This window comes from Pseudomonas sp. GW822-FHT06D10 (assembly GCF_058799535.1).
In genome coordinates this window covers 244,019-261,038 of sequence record NZ_JBXALN010000001.1, presented here as the reverse complement: position 1 = coordinate 261,038, position 17,020 = coordinate 244,019, and the positions used below count along the sequence as shown (strand labels likewise).

The 17,020-nt window shown below is 65.3% G+C and carries 11 protein-coding genes; 8 read left to right on the top strand and 3 right to left on the bottom strand.

The annotated features are described in order from the left end of the window. Window positions 1-403: 403 nt before the first annotated feature. From AC1RL5_RS01185 to AC1RL5_RS01150, 8 genes are all read left to right on the top strand, one after another. A complete protein-coding gene (locus AC1RL5_RS01185) occupies window positions 404-922 on the top strand; it encodes a sigma-70 family RNA polymerase sigma factor (protein ID WP_093403934.1) in 519 nt (172 codons plus the stop codon). After that, window positions 915-1,913: a FecR family protein gene (locus tag AC1RL5_RS01180; RefSeq protein WP_219737435.1), complete on the top strand. Its 999-nt coding sequence runs from the start codon at window positions 915-917 to the stop codon at window positions 1,911-1,913. The genes AC1RL5_RS01185 and AC1RL5_RS01180 overlap by 8 nt, the downstream gene beginning before the upstream one ends. Before the next feature lie 119 nt (window positions 1,914-2,032). Further along, window positions 2,033-4,828 (top strand): TonB-dependent receptor, encoded by a 2,796-nt coding sequence (locus tag AC1RL5_RS01175; RefSeq protein WP_207239361.1) that lies wholly within the window; start codon window positions 2,033-2,035, stop codon window positions 4,826-4,828. A gap of 1 nt (window position 4,829) precedes the next feature. Further along, entirely contained in the window at window positions 4,830-5,930 is a 1,101-nt protein-coding gene (locus tag AC1RL5_RS01170) for a cytochrome-c peroxidase (protein ID WP_065364326.1), read from the top strand. 249 nt (window positions 5,931-6,179) lie between these two features. Further along, window positions 6,180-6,629, top strand: a complete 450-nt coding sequence (locus tag AC1RL5_RS01165) for a PTS sugar transporter subunit IIA (RefSeq protein ID WP_015636047.1) — start codon at window positions 6,180-6,182, stop codon at window positions 6,627-6,629. A gap of 246 nt (window positions 6,630-6,875) precedes the next feature. Beyond that, the gene (locus AC1RL5_RS01160) at window positions 6,876-8,624 is read left to right on the top strand and encodes an efflux transporter outer membrane subunit (RefSeq protein WP_143031402.1); all 1,749 of its coding nucleotides are present in this window, start codon (window positions 6,876-6,878) and stop codon (window positions 8,622-8,624) included. A gap of 96 nt (window positions 8,625-8,720) precedes the next feature. Beyond that, window positions 8,721-9,833 carry an efflux RND transporter periplasmic adaptor subunit gene (locus tag AC1RL5_RS01155; RefSeq protein WP_011061893.1) on the top strand — a complete coding sequence of 371 codons (1,113 nt, stop codon included), beginning with the start codon at window positions 8,721-8,723 and terminating at the stop codon, window positions 9,831-9,833. Between the two features lie 8 nt (window positions 9,834-9,841). After that, a complete protein-coding gene (locus AC1RL5_RS01150) occupies window positions 9,842-12,919 on the top strand; it encodes an efflux RND transporter permease subunit (protein WP_492589029.1) in 3,078 nt (1,025 codons plus the stop codon). Between the two features lie 28 nt (window positions 12,920-12,947). Here AC1RL5_RS01150 and AC1RL5_RS01145 read toward each other — a convergent pair whose 3' ends face one another. The 3 genes from AC1RL5_RS01145 to AC1RL5_RS01135 form a co-directional block, all read right to left on the bottom strand. Further along, window positions 12,948-13,376 (bottom strand): TOBE domain-containing protein, encoded by a 429-nt coding sequence (locus AC1RL5_RS01145; protein WP_015636050.1) that lies wholly within the window; start codon window positions 13,374-13,376, stop codon window positions 12,948-12,950. Between the two features lie 119 nt (window positions 13,377-13,495). Beyond that, window positions 13,496-14,806 (bottom strand): NtaA/DmoA family FMN-dependent monooxygenase, encoded by a 1,311-nt coding sequence (locus AC1RL5_RS01140; RefSeq protein WP_053152445.1) that lies wholly within the window; start codon window positions 14,804-14,806, stop codon window positions 13,496-13,498. A gap of 76 nt (window positions 14,807-14,882) precedes the next feature. Beyond that, entirely contained in the window at window positions 14,883-16,976 is a 2,094-nt protein-coding gene (locus AC1RL5_RS01135; protein WP_092214704.1) for a TonB-dependent receptor, read from the bottom strand. Between the last annotated feature and the right edge of the window lie 44 nt (window positions 16,977-17,020).

Genomic DNA, 17,020 nt, shown 5'->3' with positions numbered 1-17,020 from the left:
TCACTGATCCAGGTGCCCCTGGATGTGGTAGCAGCTCGACCTCAGTGGCTCGCTCGCAGCGCCCCAGCGAACAACCAGCCCGACCGGCCAAGCGCCCGCGACAGCTGTTTGTAGTTTCCCTCCTCCTCCTCCTCCTCCTCCTCCTCCTCCTCCTCCTCCTCCTCCTCCTCCTCCTCTGAAGTCGATCCGTCACCCACGCCAGGACATGAATAATCACTATTGGGTTTGTGCCCAATGAGAAAGCCCTTGTAGTACGTTTTTTTCGAATGCCTTAGGCCCTTGAAGCCTGGCCATCCCAGCGCGAGGCTTACCCAGGCGCTGCTGATTGAGGCTCACAAAATGCATTTGATAATCATTTGCAATCAAGGATAGAATCCCGCCCCCTCGTCTGATCCCGCCTTGAATGATCGCCGCCGTGTCTTATCTCAGCGATAAACTCGAGCTCTACCTTTCCCACCGTACCGCGCTGGTCGACTATTCGGCGCCCATTGTCGGTTGTCGGGCTCAAGCCGAAGAAGTGGTCCAGGAGGCCTGGCTGCGCTTCTGCGGCCAGGCCGATAGCGCCGCCCAGCCGAGCAACCCGGTGGGCTACCTGTACCGCATCGTGCGCAACCTGTCCTTTGACCTGCTACGGCGCTCGACCCTGGAAAATCGTCATCCCGATGGCGCCGATCTGCTGAACGAGCTGCCCTCGAGTACGCCATCACCGGAGCATCAGGTGCTGCACAGCGACCAGTTGCGCCTGCTGCAAGATGCGCTGGCACTGCTGCCGGAGCGCACGCGCCGGGCCTTCCACATGCACCGCCTGCAACACCTGACCTTCCAGGAAATTGCCGCTGAGCTGAAGATCTCCTCCAGCTTGGCGCACCAGCTGGTGCGTGACGCACTGACCCACTGTGCGGAGCACCTGGCCGATGACTGATACCCCCTTGCCTCAACCTGTATCCGGTTCACTGAAGGACGACCCCGTGTGGCAGGCGGCGATGGATTGGCTGCTGCAATGCCACGCGGCGCCGGATGACGCCTTGCTGCAACAGGCCCATGCGCGCTGGCTGGCCGCTGATGAGCGCCATGCTGTCGCCTGGCGCAAGGCCGAGAAAGTCTGGTTGCTCAGTGGCGGCCTGGCGCCGCTGGAACCACCCGTGCCCCAGCCTTTGCCCACCCCGCTCCGGGCTCGGCGCAACAGGCCGCGGCGGGCACTGAAGGCGCTTGCACTGGCGGCCTGCCTGCTGTTGCTGGCCGGGCCGACACCACCGACCGCCCATACCAGCCCAGCCGGCGAGCACCGACAAGTGCTCTTGAGTGACGGCAGCCGTATTGAACTGGGCAGCGACAGCGCTATCCGAGTGGACTTCGAACCTAGTACGCGGGCGGTCACCCTGCTCAGGGGGCAGGCGTTCTTCGAGGTCAGCCACGATGCCTCGCGCCCGTTCACGGTGCAAGCTGCGGACGTCAAGGTCAGGGTCATAGGGACCGCGTTCGACGTGGACCTCAGCCGCACCGCCGTGGTGGTAGCCGTACAGAGCGGCGCTGTCCAGGTTCGCGATGGGCGCGGCGAACTCGCGGTGCCGGCCCTGGGCCCGGGCGATAGCCTTCGCCTTGGCCTGGACCAGGGCCCGCCGCAGCGCGGTCGGCTATTGCCTGGCCAGGTTGCCCCCTGGCGCCAGTGGCAATTGCTGGTCAATGACCGGCCACTCTCCGAAGTGGTTGAAGCGCTGCAGGACTATTACCCCGGTGTACTGCTATTGACGGACCCTGCTCTGGGCGAGCGGCGCATCACCGCTTCGCTGAACCTGCGCTCGCCAGTCAGCGCGCTGCAACTGGCGATCGCTCCGTTGGGCGGGCATCTGCGGCAATGGGGCCCCTACCTCACGCTGATCCGCAAAGAGCCGCAAGTGCCGGCAAAACAATAAATTTCAAAATTTTCTGGAAGTTCTCGATCGCCGTTCGTTTATTGCCCCGCTGAGTTAATCATAATTATTCTCATTAGCATGTGCGTATTGTTCGCACTGAACGGGGAGTTCACCAGAGCATGTCCATTTTCCCCCAACAGGGACTACAGGGTTGCCGACGCAGTGCGCGGCTGTTGTGGCTGTCAGTGGGGCTGGCGGTGTCCCTGCCGGCCTTGGCCAGTGACCATCGGACACGGCATAGCATCGACATCGCACGCCAGCCGTTAAGCACGGCGCTAATGGCGCTGGCACAGCAGACCGGCCTGCAGATCAGCGTCGAGAGCCAACTGCTGCTCAACCTGAACGCTCCGGCGGTGCAGGGCGAACTGAGCGCCGAGCAGGCGCTGGCGAAACTGCTCAAGGGCAGCCAGCTGGAGTGGATCTACATCGGTGACGACGCGCTGATGGTGCAACGGGCGACTCGCCCGCGTACCGACCCGGTCCGCCTGGGCAATACCAAGGTGCCTGGCGAGTTGTCGCTGCCCCAGGGTGAAACCCGAGTGGACCGCGCGACGATCGAAGCAATGCCGGCGGGCAATGGCGACATCACCAGCCTGTTGCGCAGCCATCCCAACGTGCAGTTCGACGACGCTCAGCTGAGCAGCAAGACCCCTGGCGAAATCGGCCCGGCCAACATCAGCATCAACGGGGCGCAGTTCTACCAGAATGCCTTCCTGGTCGATGGCATCAACATGAACAATGACATCGATCCGGCCGAATACCGGGTGCAATTGCTGGACGCGGTACCGGGGCGCAGCCAGGGCCTGGCACTGGACACCGACCTGCTGGAGAACATCACGGTCCTGGACAGCAACGTGCCAGCGGCCTATGGCGGCTTCAACGGTGGCGTCATCGATGCACAGACCCGTGCACCGACCCAGGCGCTGCACGGCAAATTCTCGGTGCAGACCACCCGTTCCGCCTGGACCCAATATCACGTCGACGAAAGCGAAGAACAGCGCATGGAAAACTCGGGCTCTCCCGACGAGCAGCCCAAGTTCGACAAGGTCACCGTTCGTGGCACGCTGCAGGGCCACCTGACCGACAATTTCGGCCTGCTTGGCAGCTTCAGCCAGAAGCGCTCGACCATCCCCCTGGGTTTCTACTCCTACAACAATGTCGAGGAGATGGGCTTTCACGAGGAGAAGCAGCAACGGCGCATCGACAACTACTTCCTCAAGTCGGTATGGAAAGCCAGCGATCAACTCACTGTTGAGACCAGCGTGACCCATGCCCCCGAGGAGAGTCACTACTTCCGTGCCAACGTGGCCAACTCGGGTTATGACAACAAGGCCGGCGGCACCCAAGTGAACCTGCGCACCGTCTGGGATGGCGACCTGGCGCGCGTCGAACAGAACCTGGCGTGGAGCGGCCAGGAACAGAGCCGCCAATCGGACTCTGCCGACTACTGGACCTGGCGCAAGTCGGCCACCAAGGACTGGGGCATCGGCAACAAGGCCACCTCCAATACCCTTGAAGGCGGTTGGGGTGATATCGAGCAGCAGCAGCGTACCTGGCAGTACAAGCTCAATGCCGACTGGCGCAGCGTCGACTGGCTGGGCATGACTCACCGCCCGCAGACCGGCCTGGAGTTCTCCCGCCAGTACGTGCGCTACGAGCGCCTGACCGACAGCAGCACCTATGTCTCCCCCGCGGCCACCACTACCTGCACCAACGGCGCCGGGGTTACCGACAGCGTCGCCTGCAACATCGGCCAGACCCTGAACGGCTGGGCGGGCCAGTACATGAAAAGCCGTACCCGCTATGCCACTGGCGAATTCGACTTCACCACCACCTCCTGGGGCAGCTGGCTACAGGACGAGATCACCCTCGGCCAACTGACCTTGCGCCCGGGCGTGCGCGTGGACAGCGACGACTACATGGACAAGACCACCTGGGCGCCGCGCTTCTCCCTGGAATATGACCTGTTCGGTGACCGCACCACCTTGCTCAATGCCGGCGTCAACCGTTACTACGGGCGCAGCGTCAGCAGCTGGCAGCTGCAGGACGGGCGCAACCGCCTGCGCTTCAACGAAACCCGCGACAGCCTGGACAAACCCTGGGTGGTCAAATCCAACGCGGCCAACCAGGTGCGCTTCAATCAGCTGGACATCCCCTACGACGACGAGCTGATGCTGGGCGTGGTGCAGCAATGGGCCGGGGTCGAATATGCCCTCAAGTATGTCAATCGCAAGGGACGCGACCAGGTGGTTCAGGTGTCCGGCAAGACCTTGGGCGAGCCCTCCACGGACCCGACGCTGGCGAGCAACTACACCACCTACACCAACGACGGCAAGAGCGAGACCGACACCTACACCCTGACGGTGACACCGTTGCAGCGCTGGACACTGCTGGGCACCCAGACCGGCGGGCAACTGGCGCTCAACTGGACCGACAGCAAGGCCTCCGCACCGACCTACGTCGCCGCCGAGAACCTGTACTACCAGAACAGCGTCATCCAGTACCAGGGCAGCTTCATCAATTATGACGACCGCCCGGCCAGCAACTTCAACCGGCCCTGGACGGCCCGCCTGACGACCATCACCGAGATCCCCCAGGCCAATCTGCAGTGGAGCAACTTCTGGCGCTACCGCGCCGGCTACAAGCGCATTGGCGACACGGGGCGCAATGTGGATTACATGGGCACCTCGGTGGATGTCTGGGAGGAACAGAAATTCCAGGCGGCTCTGACCTGGGACACGCGCCTGGGCTGGCGTATTCCCACCGCCAGGGACCAGAACGTGTTCATCAATGTCGACGTGTTCAACGTGCTCGACAAGAAGTCGGTCAATGCCAACCAGACGGTCAACAGCAACTCGGTCTCGACCTATGAGGTGGGCCGCCAGTACTGGCTCGAAGTCGGATACGCGTTCTGAAATGCGCCGGTCCCTGAAGAGCCTGCAGGTCATGCTCGGCATGGTGCTGGTGATTGGCCCGCAGCACGTGCTGGCCTGCGCCACGAGCGAACCGTCTTGCCTGCGCGAGTTGTACAGCCGGCCCCCCGCGCAGTGGCCGGCGCCGCAGGTGGATGCCGGCGTGGCCTGGCAAGAGCTGGGCCCCTTGCCCGAGCGGGCGCCGTCCCCGGCGTACAACCCCTACACGCAGCAGAAGGCCGATCTGGGCCGCCGGCTGTTCTTCGACCCGCGCCTGTCGCGTTCGGGGCAGATTGCCTGCGCCTCCTGCCATGAACCGGACCTGGGGTTCGCCGATGGGCGTCGGGTTTCGTTCGGGCATGACCGTGCCGCGGGCCGGCGCAATGCACCGAGCCTGGTGGCCAGCGGCCTGGCCAAGAAGCTGTTCTGGGACGGGCGCGCCGACAGCCTGGAGATGCAGGCCCTGATGCCGGTCGTCGACCCCAAGGAAATGGCCTTCAGTGTCGCGGAACTGGTGGCCCGGCTGCGTGACACCACGGACTACCCGGCACAGTTCGCCCAGGTATTTCCCGGACAGGCGCTGGGTGCCGAGCAGGTGGCGGCGGCATTGGCGACTTATCAGCGTGGCCTGCTGCGGGTTGCCCAACGCACCCCCTTCGAGCGTTTTCTACGGGGGCAGGCGAAGGCGCTCAGCGACCAGCAATTGCAGGGACTGCACCTGTTTCGCACCAAGGCACGCTGCATGAACTGCCACTTCGGCCCGGGGATGCAGGACGACCGCTTCCACAATGCAGGCCTGACCTTCTATGGGCGCCTGCGCGAAGACCTCGGGCGCTATGAAGTCACCGGGCTGGCGCAGGATGTCGGGCGCATGCGCACACCTTCACTGCGGCTGGTGAGCCATACCGGCCCCTGGTTTCACAACGGGCTGGCCAGCAGCCTCGATCAGGTGCTGTTGTTCTACAACGCAGGCATGCCCAGGCCCGTACCCAAGGAGGGGCAGCTGCAAGACCCGCTGTTTCCCGTGACGTCGGCGCAATTGAAGGTATTGGAGCTGGACCGGACCGAACTGAAGGCACTGAAGGCTTTCCTGGAGGCCCTATGAGAGGTTGGCCGCGGCGGCTGCACATCGGTGTGCCCACACAGGGCCAGCGCCAGGGACTTGATCACCTCCTGCCCGCTGCGGATACCGCTGTCGAGCCAGACTTCGAGGCGCTGGGCAACAGGTGCCTGGCGGCGGGCCGGCGGCTGGCGATCTAAAGAGTTCGTAAAGACTGCCCGCCCGCCCCTCCCGGCACCTGGCAAATGCGCTTCAATAGCCTGCAAGCCAAGCCTGAAGCTCCCGGAGAAGCCCATGAGCAAAGTCGCCCGCTATCTGCAGGTCGAAGACATCCTCCTGGCGGTCAATGTCACGAACAAGCAGCGCCTGTTCGAGCAGGTCGGCCAGCACCTGCAAGAGACCCGGCAACTGCCGGCGGATTGGGTGGCCGCCAGCCTGTGGCGCCGGGAGCTGGCCGCCAGTACCGCCATCGGTGAAGGGGTGGCGGTGCCCCACGCGCGGCTCGCCGAGCTCGATCGCATTCATGCGCTGTACCTGCGGCCGCAGACCGCCATGGCCTTTGCCGCCCCGGACCAGCAGCCGGTCAGCGATATCCTGGTGCTGCTGGTGCCCGCTCCCGCCGATCAGCAGCACCTGGACCTGCTGGCCGACACCGCCCGGCTGTTTACCAACCCGCGGTTTCGCCAGGCCCTGCTGCGCTGTACTGCACCGATGCAGGTCAAACAGCTGTTCGATCACTGGTAGCTTGACCCAGACACCTGCTCCAGCACGCAATACCCATTTGCCGCTCCCCCGCGGCAAATGGGATAGCCCAAGCCCCACCGATCACCTTCCGGCACAAGATTTCATCTATTGGCGGTTAGCCGGCTCATCCATTAACGTTCATTACACTTCGCGCAGCCCAGCGCTTGAGGGGGTGCCTGCCCTGCCGCCGCGCCGCTCTCCATATTCCCGTTGAACTCACTCACTGATTGCTCAATTAGAGAGAATATGAACAAGCCACAGCTGCTGCCTGTAGCCACTGGCGGCCGGTGTCCTCACAGGGACGAAGGTACCGGTCGAAAATCCTCTGGGCACCTGTCTCTTCTGTCGCTTGCCCGCTCGTCCCTGAACCTGATCTGCATCGCAGCCCTCGCCAGCTGCGCCGTGGGGCCGGATTTCAGCCGCCCGGAACTGAGCCGGGACGCCGGCTACAGCGCCACGCCCCTGCCGCCCGGCACCGTCACGGCGGGGGTCGCCGCCGGTGGCGCGGCGCAGCGACTGGTGAACGGCATGGACATTCCCGGGCAGTGGTGGAGGCTGTTCCGCTCGCCGCAACTCGATGCCCTGGTGCAGGAAGCGCTGCAGGCCAACCCGGATATCGACGCCGCCCAGGCCGCGCTGCGCCAGGCCAATGAACTGCTGTACGCCGAACAGGCGTCGCTGTTTCCCTCCCTCAGCGCCTCGGCCTCGAAAACCCGCGAGAAGGTGTCCGCCGCCAGCGCCCTGGGCTCCAGCGGCGGTGCGGCAGCGGCCGGGGGCTCTGCGGCGCAGATCTTCACGGTCAACTCGGCGTCCCTGAGTGTGTCCTACGCCCCCGACGTGTTTGGCGGCACCCGCCGGCAGATCGAGGCCAGCGGTGCCCAGGCCGACTACCAGCGCTACCAGCTGGAGGCGACCTACCTGACCCTGACCGCCAACCTGGTGAACACCGCCATCAGCCTGGCCTCGATCCGTGACCAGATCGCCGCCACCGAAACCGTGATTCGCCTGCAGAGCGACCAGCTCGACCTGCTGCAGGCCCAGCGTCGACTGGGTGCCATCGGCGACAGCGATCTGCTGACCCAGCAAGCGACCCTGGCCCAGACCCGCGCCACCCTGCCGCCCTTGCAGAAACAGCTGGCCCAGGCCCGCAACCAGTTGCAGGCCTACCTGGGTCGCTTCCCCAGCCAGGACCGTGGCGAACACTTCCAGCTGGCCTCCCTGCACCTGCCCGAGGAACTGCCCCTGAGCCTGCCTTCGGCCATCGTCGAGCAGCGGCCCGACGTGCGTTCCGCCGAGGCCCAGTTGCATCAGGCCAGCGCCGATATCGGCGTGGCCATCGCCAACCAGTTGCCGCAGTTCAGCATTACCGGTTCCCTGGGCTCCACGGCGCTGGCGGGCACCAAACTGTTTTCCTCCGGCACCGGGGTCTGGAGCCTGGCCGGCTCCATCGCCCAGCCGTTGTTCGACGCCGGCGCCCTGGAGCATCGCAAGCGCGCCGCGGTGGCCGCCTATGACCAGGCCGCAGCGCGCTATCGCGGCACGGTGATCACCGCCTTCCAGGACGTAGCCAATGCCCTGCGTGCCCTGCAGGCCGACGCCGAGGCCCTGCAACAACAAGTGCTGGCCGAGACCGCCGCGCGCCAGAGCCTGGACCTGGCCCAGGCCCAGTACCGCCTGGGCGCGGTGGGCTACCTGAACCTGCTGACTGCGCAGCAGACCTACCAGAACGCGATTGTCAGCCGGGTGCGGGCCCAGGCCGCCCGCTATAGCGACACCACGGCGCTGTTCCAGGCCCTGGGGGGCGGCTGGTGGCAGCGCCAGGATGTCGACCCCGACAGCCTCGGCAGCCCCGATCGTTTCGGCTGGCCGTCGCTCAAGGAGATGTACCCGCCGCCCGCGGCCCAGCACCGCGAACAGGCTCAAGCCGGCCAGCCGGGCCGGCTCCAGGGGCCGGCAGCCGCCGCGCCGTCCACTCGACCTGCACCCTTGCCTTAAGTGAGATCCGCCATGGCCGATGTCCACTCCAGCCCCTCCCCTGCGCACCCCGGCACGGTCCCCCAGGCGCCGCGCAAGCGCCGGCTGCTGCGGCCGATGCTGATCATGCTCGGCGTGGTGCTGCTGATCGTCGCGGTGATCGGCGGGGTCAAGTTCGCGCAGATCTCCAAGCTGATCGCCCAGGCCAAGGTGCCCCTGCCGCCCGCGGTGGTTACCGCCATCAAGGCCCAGTACGAAGAGTGGCAGCCCAGCGTCTCCGCGGTGGGCTCGATGAAGACCGTGCGCGGGGTGGACGTGACCACCGAGGTCGGCGGCATCGTGCGTAGCATCGGCTTCAAGCCCGGCCAGGAAGTAGCCGCCGGCGACCTGCTGGTGCAGTTGAATGCCGACTCCGACATCGCCCAGTTGCATTCCCTGGAAGCCACCGCGGCCCTGGCCGGCACGGTGCTCAAGCGCGACCGGGCGCAACTGAAGGTGAGCGCGGTGTCCCAGGCCCTGGTCGAGGCCGACGAAGCCGACCTCAAGGCCAAACTGGCCGCTGCCGAACAGCAGCGCGCGCTGGTGGCGAAGAAGAGCATCCGCGCGCCCTTTGCCGGGCGCATCGGCATCACCGCGGTCAACCCCGGGCAATACCTCAACCCGGGGGACAAGATCGCCAACCTGCAGACCTTCGACCCGATCTACATCGACTTCAACGTGCCCCAGGCCCAGGTGCAGCAGGTGGCCCTGGGCCAGAGCGTCACGGTCAGCGCCGACGGCCTGCCCAAACAGACGTTCACCGGCCGGGTCAGCTCCATCGACACCCAGTTCGACCCCAACACCCGCAACGTCACAGTGGAAGCCACCATCGACAACCCCAAGCGCAGCCTGGTGCCCGGCATGTTCGCCCGGGCCGTGGTGGCCTCCGGCGGCACCCAGCGTTACCTGACCCTGCCCCAGACCGCGGTCACCTATAACCCCTACGGCACCACGGTGTTCATCGCCAGCCAGAAGAACAACGACCAGGGCGACGCAGTGCTCACCGCGCAGCAGACCTTCATCGAAACCGGCCCCAACCGTGGCGACCAGGTGGCGGTGCTGTCAGGGGTCAAGGAAGGCGACCTGGTGATCACCAGCGGCCAGATGAAACTCAAGAACGGCTCGCCGGTGAAAGTCGACAACAGCCACGCGCCGCGCAACGATCCTTCGCCGACGCCGCAAGAGCACTAGGGCCCGCCATGAACTTCACCGATACCTTTATCAAGCGTCCGGTCTGGGCCGTGGTGGTCTCGCTGTTCATCCTGATCCTGGGCCTGCGCTCGATCTTCGAGCTGCCGGTGAACCAGTGGCCGCGCACGGAAAACACCGTGGTCACCATCAGCACCTATTACTACGGGGCCGACGCCGCCACCGTGGCCGGTTTCATTACCCAGCCCCTGGAGGCCGCCATCGCCCAGGCCCAGGGCATCGACTATCTGTCGTCCACCAGCATCACCGGGCTCTCCACCATTACCGCGACCCTGCGCCTGAACTACGACTCCAGCAAGGCGCTGACCGAGATCAACACCCAGGTCAACTCGGTGAAGAACCAGTTGCCGGCCCAGTCCCAGGAACCGGTGCTGACGGTAGCGGTGGGCCAGACCACCGACGCCATGTACCTGGGGTTCTACAGCGACACCCTGGCCACCAACAACATCACCGACTACCTGGTGCGGGTGGTCAAGCCCAAGCTCGATTCCCTGGAAGGCGTGCAGACCGCAGAGATCCTCGGCGGCCGCCAGTTCGCCCTGCGGGCCTGGCTCGACCCGGACAAGCTGGCGGCCCACAACGTCACCGCCCAGGACGTGGCCACGGCCCTGGGCAACAACAACTACCTGTCCGCCGTGGGCTCCACCAAGGGGCAGATGATCACCGTGGACCTCACCGCCGGCACCGACCTGCACACGGTGGACGAATTCAAGCGCCTGGTGGTCAAGCACAACGGCGACGCCCTGGTGTACCTGGAGGACTTGGGCAACGTCACCCTGGGGGCGGAAAACTACGACAGCAGCGTGGCTTTCTCCGGCAAGCGCTCGGTGTTCATCGGCATCAAGGCAGCGCCCACCGCCAACATCCTCAACGTCGCCGACAACGTGCGCAAAGCCTTCCCCGAACTGCAATCGCAACTGCCGGCCGGGGTGCGCGGCGAGATCGTCTACGACTCCACGGCCTTCATCAACACCTCGATCTTCGAGGTGGTGAAGACCCTGGTGGAAGCCATGATCATCGTCTCGGTGGTGATCTACCTGTTCCTCGGCTCGTTCCGTGCGGTGATCGTGCCGCTGGTGGCGATCCCGCTGTCGCTGGTGGGCACCTTCTTCGTCATGTACCTGCTGGGTTATTCCATCAACCTGCTGACCCTGCTGGCCCTGGTGCTGGCCATCGGTCTTGTGGTGGACGACGCCATCATCGTGGTGGAAAACGTCGACCGGCATATCAAGGAGCAAGGCCGCGGCGTACTGGAGGCGGCGCTGCTGGCGGCCCGCGAGCTGGGCGGCCCGATCATCGCCATGACCGTGGTGCTGATCGCCGCCTACGTGCCCATCGGCCTGCGCAGCGGCCTGACCGGGGCGCTGTTCAAGGAGTTCTGTTTTTCCCTGGCCGGCGCAGTGACGGTGTCGGCGGTGATCGCCCTGACCCTGTCGCCAATGATGACCTCGCGGCTGTTCAAGAGCGGCCAGGAGGAAGGCCGGTTCGCCAAGCGCCTGGACCGCTACTTTGACTGGCTGCGGGGGCACTACCACCGGGTGCTGGCGGCCGGGCTGGATAGCTGGCCGGTGCTGGTGACCTTCGGCTTCCTGCTGTTCGTGCTGGTGGCCGCCAGTGGCCTGACCGCCAAGAGCGAGCTGTCGCCCACCGAGGACCAGGGCCTGGTGTTCATGCAGATCAAGGGCGCGCCCACCGCCTCGCCGCAGCAGATGGAGTGGATTGCCGACCAGGCGTTCCAGATCGCCAACAAGGAGCCCGAGTACCTGCAGATGTTCCAGCTCACCGGCCTGCCCTCGCTGAACCAGGGCCTGGGCGGGGTGCTGCTCAAGTCCTGGGAGGATCGTGACCGCTCCCAGGCGCAGTTGATCCTCGACCTGCAACAGAAGTGGAACCAGGTGCCCGGCGCCACTATCGCCGCCTTCCCCCTGCCCTCGCTGCCCGGCGCCCAGGGCCTGCCGGTGCAGTTCGTGATCAGCACCACCGAGTCGGTGGCCAACCTCAACGAGGTGGCCCAGGCGGTACTGGCCGAGGCCACCAAGCAGCAGCTGTTCTGGTTTTCCGACCTGGACCTCAAGCTCGACAAGCCCCAGGCCAAGCTGGTGGTGGACCGGGAAAAGATCGCCGCCCTGGGCATGACCCAGGCCGACGTCGGCGCCGCGCTCTCGGCGGCCCTGGGGGGCAACTATGTGAACTACTTTTCCACCGCCGGGCGCTCCTACAAGGTGATCCCCCAGGTGCTGCAGGTGGACCGGCTGAACCCCGAACAGATCCTCGACTACTACATCCGTACCCCGTCGGGGGCGATGATTGCAGCGCGCACCGTGGCCCATATCGAAACCTCCACCGAGCCTGAGTCGGTCAACCACTTCCAGCAGCTCAACTCGGCGACCCTGTCCGGGGTCAGCGGCGTGTCCCAGGGCGAGTTGCTGGCCCGGCTCAAGGGCATTCTGGAACAGGTGGCGCCGTCCGGTTACTCCAGCGACTACGCCGGCGAATCACGGCAGTTCATCCAGGAATCGGGGGGGTTCGTCGGCCTGCTGCTGTTCTCGATCCTGATCGTCTACCTGGCCCTGGCGTTCCAGTTCGAGAGCTACCGCGACCCGGTGGTGATCCTGTTCTCGGTGCCGCCGGCGCTGTTCGGCGCCCTGGCCTTCATCACCATGGGGTTCGCCTCGATCAACGTCTACACCCAGGTCGGGCTGGTGACGCTGCTGGGGCTGATCACCAAGCACGGGATCCTCATCGTGCAGTTCGCCAACCAATTGCAGCGCGCCGGACACAATAAGCGCGAAGCCATCGAAGAAGCCGCCGCGGTGCGCCTGCGGCCGATCCTGATGACCACCGCGGCCATGGTCCTGGGGGTGGTGCCGCTGGTCTGGGCTTCCGGCGCCGGCGCGGCGGGCCGCCACGACATGGGCCTGGTGATCTTTGCCGGGCTGTCCATCGGCACCCTGCTGACCCTGTTCATGGTGCCGGCCATGTACCTGTTCATTGGCAGTACGCACTCTGCCGCAAGCATCGAGAACCCGGGGGCGCAGGCGGATGCCGGAGCTTCCGACAGCGCCTGAACCCCTGCTCGATCGAAACCGCCGGGTATCAGGCCGGCACGCCCAGGATGATGTGGGACGCCTTGATCACCGCCGTGGCGCTGACGCCCGGGGCCAGGCCCAGTTCGGTCACCGCATCGCGGGTGACGATGGAATACACCTGGCTGCCGCCGCTGAGCTCCAGCACCACTTCGGCGTTGACCGCACCATCGGTGACGCTGATCACCTTGCCCTGCAGGCAGTTGCGAGCGGACAGGCGGATGCCCTCGGCATCGGTCATGAGCATCACCCAGGGTGCCTTGACCAGGGCCAGGGCCTCTGTGCCCGGGGCAATGCCCAGGCTACGCAGGCTTTGCAGGGTCACCACCGCCACCAGTTGCTCGCCGCCCTCCAGGGACAGCACCACCTCGGCGTTGACCGAACCCTCTTCCACCTGGCTGACCCGGCCTTTGAACACGTTGCGTGCACTGACTTTCATGTTGCATTCCTTTTATTGACTGCGGGGTTAGGATCGCCCGGCATGATCCGGGCGCACGTTGTGGAGAAACAACCATAGCGCCCGCCACTCAAAGCCGGATATTTCTCGCAGGCCCCGGGTCAATCCTGCTCTTGCAGGTGTTCGATAAAGGTCGTGCCGCTATAGCGCTCGCGAAACAGCCCCGCCTCCACCAGCATCGGTATCACCTGTTCCAGGAAAATGTGCATCGAACGAATCGAGCCCCCCGGCGCGGCGATAAAGCCGTCCATGGCGCCGGCCTCGGCCCATTCCACGATCTGTGCAAATGCATCTTCGGCGGTGCCTATCACTTGCCAGTGGGCCGCGCAAATCACTTCCGGGCGCAGCAGCAGTTCGTCCAGGCGCAGGGTTTCGCGCTCGATCAACCGCCGCAGCAGGTTGGTGTGGGTACGGCTGCCGGGGTTGTGCACCGGGGCCGGCAGGTCGGCGGCGCTCACCGGGCGGTCCAGGGGCCAGTCGCTTAAATCGAGGCCGATCATCTGCTGGATCGAGGCGAACTTGCGCGCGTTGTCCGGGCGCCCGTGGGTTTGCATGAACAGCTCGCGGGCCTGTTCCCGGGTCGGCGCCAGGTACAGGCTCAGGCCCGGCAGCAGGCGGATGTCCTCGGGGCGGCGGCCGTGGCGCCGGGCCCGTTGCGAGAGGTCGCGACGCAGTTCCAGGGCCGCATCCTTGTCCGGGGTCGGGGCGAACACCAGGTCGGCCACCGAGGCGGCAAAGTCGCGACCGGTGTCCGAGGCGCCGGCCTGGACCAGGGGAATCCGTGCCTTGCCGAACGCCGGCAGGTTGAGCGGGCCGCGCACCCGGAAGTGCTCGCCGGCATGGTCCACCGGGTGCACCTGGCTGCGATCGGCGTAACGGCCGTTCTCCCGGTCCAGTAGCAGCGCCTGGTTGGGGTAGCTGGCCCACAGGTCGTGCACCAGGCGGGTGAACTCTGCCGCCCGGGCATAGCGCTCATCCGCGCCGGGCATGGCCTCCAGGCCGAAGTTCTCGTGGCCCTGCAAGGCGGTGACGATGTTCCAGCCGGCGCGGCCGTTGCTCACCCAATGCAGCGACTGCAACTGGCGCGCCACCACATAGGGCGGGAAGAAGGTGGTGGAAACGGTGGACACCAGGCCGATGCGGGACGTCTCCCGGGCGATGCACGCCAGCAGCACCGTGGGATCGAGGCTGGCGAAACCCGAGCCGCTTTCCAGGCCGTCCATGTTCAGGCAACTGACGTCGGGGCGGAACACGAAATCCAGGTGCGCGGCCTCGGAACGCTTGGCGATGTCCACGGCGAAGTCGGCGCTGTAGATGCCTTCGATATTGCTGTCGGGCTGGCGCCAGGCATCGCCACTGAGCCAGGTGGGGGCCAGGGACATGCCGATATGCAGGCGTTTGCGGTTACTCATCTGTTGCCAATCTCCTGTGTACGAATGAACGCCGGCAGCGCCTCGGAGGGCGGCCGGCGACGGGTTCCCGGGGGCCTCAGAACGCCCCTTTGACGCCGATGCCCAGGGTCCGTGGCTGGGTCATGCTGGCCTCGATGCCGCCGATGCCGCGGTTCTGCTGCATGTAGGTGGGCGAGCGGTCGTCGAAGACGTTCTTGACGTAGCCGTAGAGCTGCACCTGGTCGTTGAAGCGGTAGCTCATGCGCGCATCGGTCAGGGTGTAGGGCTTGATCGAATAGGCCGAGGTGTTGGCGGTATCCGAGTAGTAGCCGTCCAGGTAGCGCACCTGGGCATTGAGGTTCAGGCGCTCGGTGATGTCCCAGCTGGGGCCGAAGCTCAGGGTGTAGCCCGGCGAGCGGGCAAACTCGTTGTGGGCGTAGTCGGCGTTGCTGGAAATCTTGTCGATGCGGGTGCGCAAGGTACCGGCGCTGGCCTTGAGCCGCAGGTTGTCCAGCAGGCGATAGTCCAGATCCAGCTCCAGGCCATAGGCGTGGGCCTTCTCGGCGTTGATGGTGTAGGACTGTGCCACCCCCGGGGAAATCACCACCGGGATGTTGTACTGGGCGTCCTTGAAATCCATGTAGAACAGGTTGGTGTTGATCAGCAGGCGGTCGTCGAGAAAGCTCGCGCGGCTGAACAGCTCATAGTTCCAGATCGACTCTTCCTTGAAATAGGCCCATTGCCGGGTCGTCAGGTTCAGCGACACACCGCCCGGGTTGTAGCCCCGGCTGACCAGGCCACCGACGGTCCAGTGCGGGGTGGCGGCGTAGGCCAGGGAAACCTTGGGCAGCACGGTGGAGAAGGTCTTGTCGTAGTTCAGCGCGCCGGGAGCCAGCACCGAGTTGCCCGTGCGCTCGATGTGGTCCTGCTGGTAGCGCAGGCCGGTGCTCAGGGTCCACAGGTCGGTGAGCCGGTAGTTGAGCTCGCCGAAGATCCCCAGGTTGGTCTTGGTGTCGTCGAAGGCCGAACGCCCCCGCAGGTTGAGGGTTTCGTCGGTGCGGGTGCGGGCGTAGTAGATCCCGCCCATGCCACTGAGCAGGTCCTCTTTCTCACCGAAGGTCAGGCGCGACTCGTTGGAGGCGTTCTTCTGGTGGATGTCGGCATCGCCCTCGCCCGCCGCCCCGGTCACCCGGTGCACCGACGACAGCGAATACTGCGCCTGGTTGAACAGCTTGAGGCCATTACCCAGCTCATAGGAGACGTCGAGGATGCTGGTGTTGGTGTCCTGTTCCCAGGACGGCATGGTGGTGGAGCTGTGCTCCAGCTTGTGGAACGGCGCCGAGGCGGCTTCCTGGGTCGGGCGGTTGCTGTCGTTGTGGGCGAAGGTGAACTGGCTTTCCAGCCCTGGAATGTCGGTGGGCAACCACAGCAGCTTGGCCCGGGCATTGAGGTTGCGAAAATCCTGGTCGGTCTTGCCGCCCTGGAACTTCGGGTTGTCGTAGTCGATGAAGGTGTCGCGGGCCGAATAGTCCACTGCCAGGCGCCCGGCAAAGTCCTGGGCCAGGGGCCCGGACACCGCCACCGAACTGCGCCGCGAGTGGTAGCTGCCGATCTCCGCCTGGTAGGCCGCCTCGGGGGTGAAGGTCGGGTTCTTGGTGTTGACGATGATCGCCCCGGCAATCGCATTGGCGCCCTGGGAGGTGGTCTGCGGGCCGCGGAACACCTCGATGCTGTCCAGGTCCCAGACCGAGGTCGCGCCGAAGAACATCTCGTTGTAGTTCAGGTAGTGGCCGTCCAGGTTGATGGTGGCCCGCGGCACCGTACCGCCCCAGAACACGTTCTGCCCGTTGTTCGGGCCCTGGGTGTCCTGGCCGCGGATGATCGGCGCGCCCACCGAATCGGTGTAGATCACGTTGGGGCTGCCGTTGATGACCTCCGACACCGACGCATCGCCGGTCTTGTTCTGGTCGATATCGCGGTCGGTGATGATCGACACCGAGGAGGCGGTGTCCTTCAGCTCGCGGTCGAGTTTCTCACCGGTGACCACCAGCGATTCCAGGGCCAGGCTGGCTTTCCCTGGCTTGTCCGGCTGCCTGCTGTCCTCGGCCATCAGCGGCGGGCTCGCCAGCAGGGTGGACAAGGTGAGAACGCCAATACCGTGACTGAATGTGCGGTGCGTAAGGGCCATCAAAACTTCCTTCCAAATGAGAATGATCCTCTTTCACGATTAGGCTA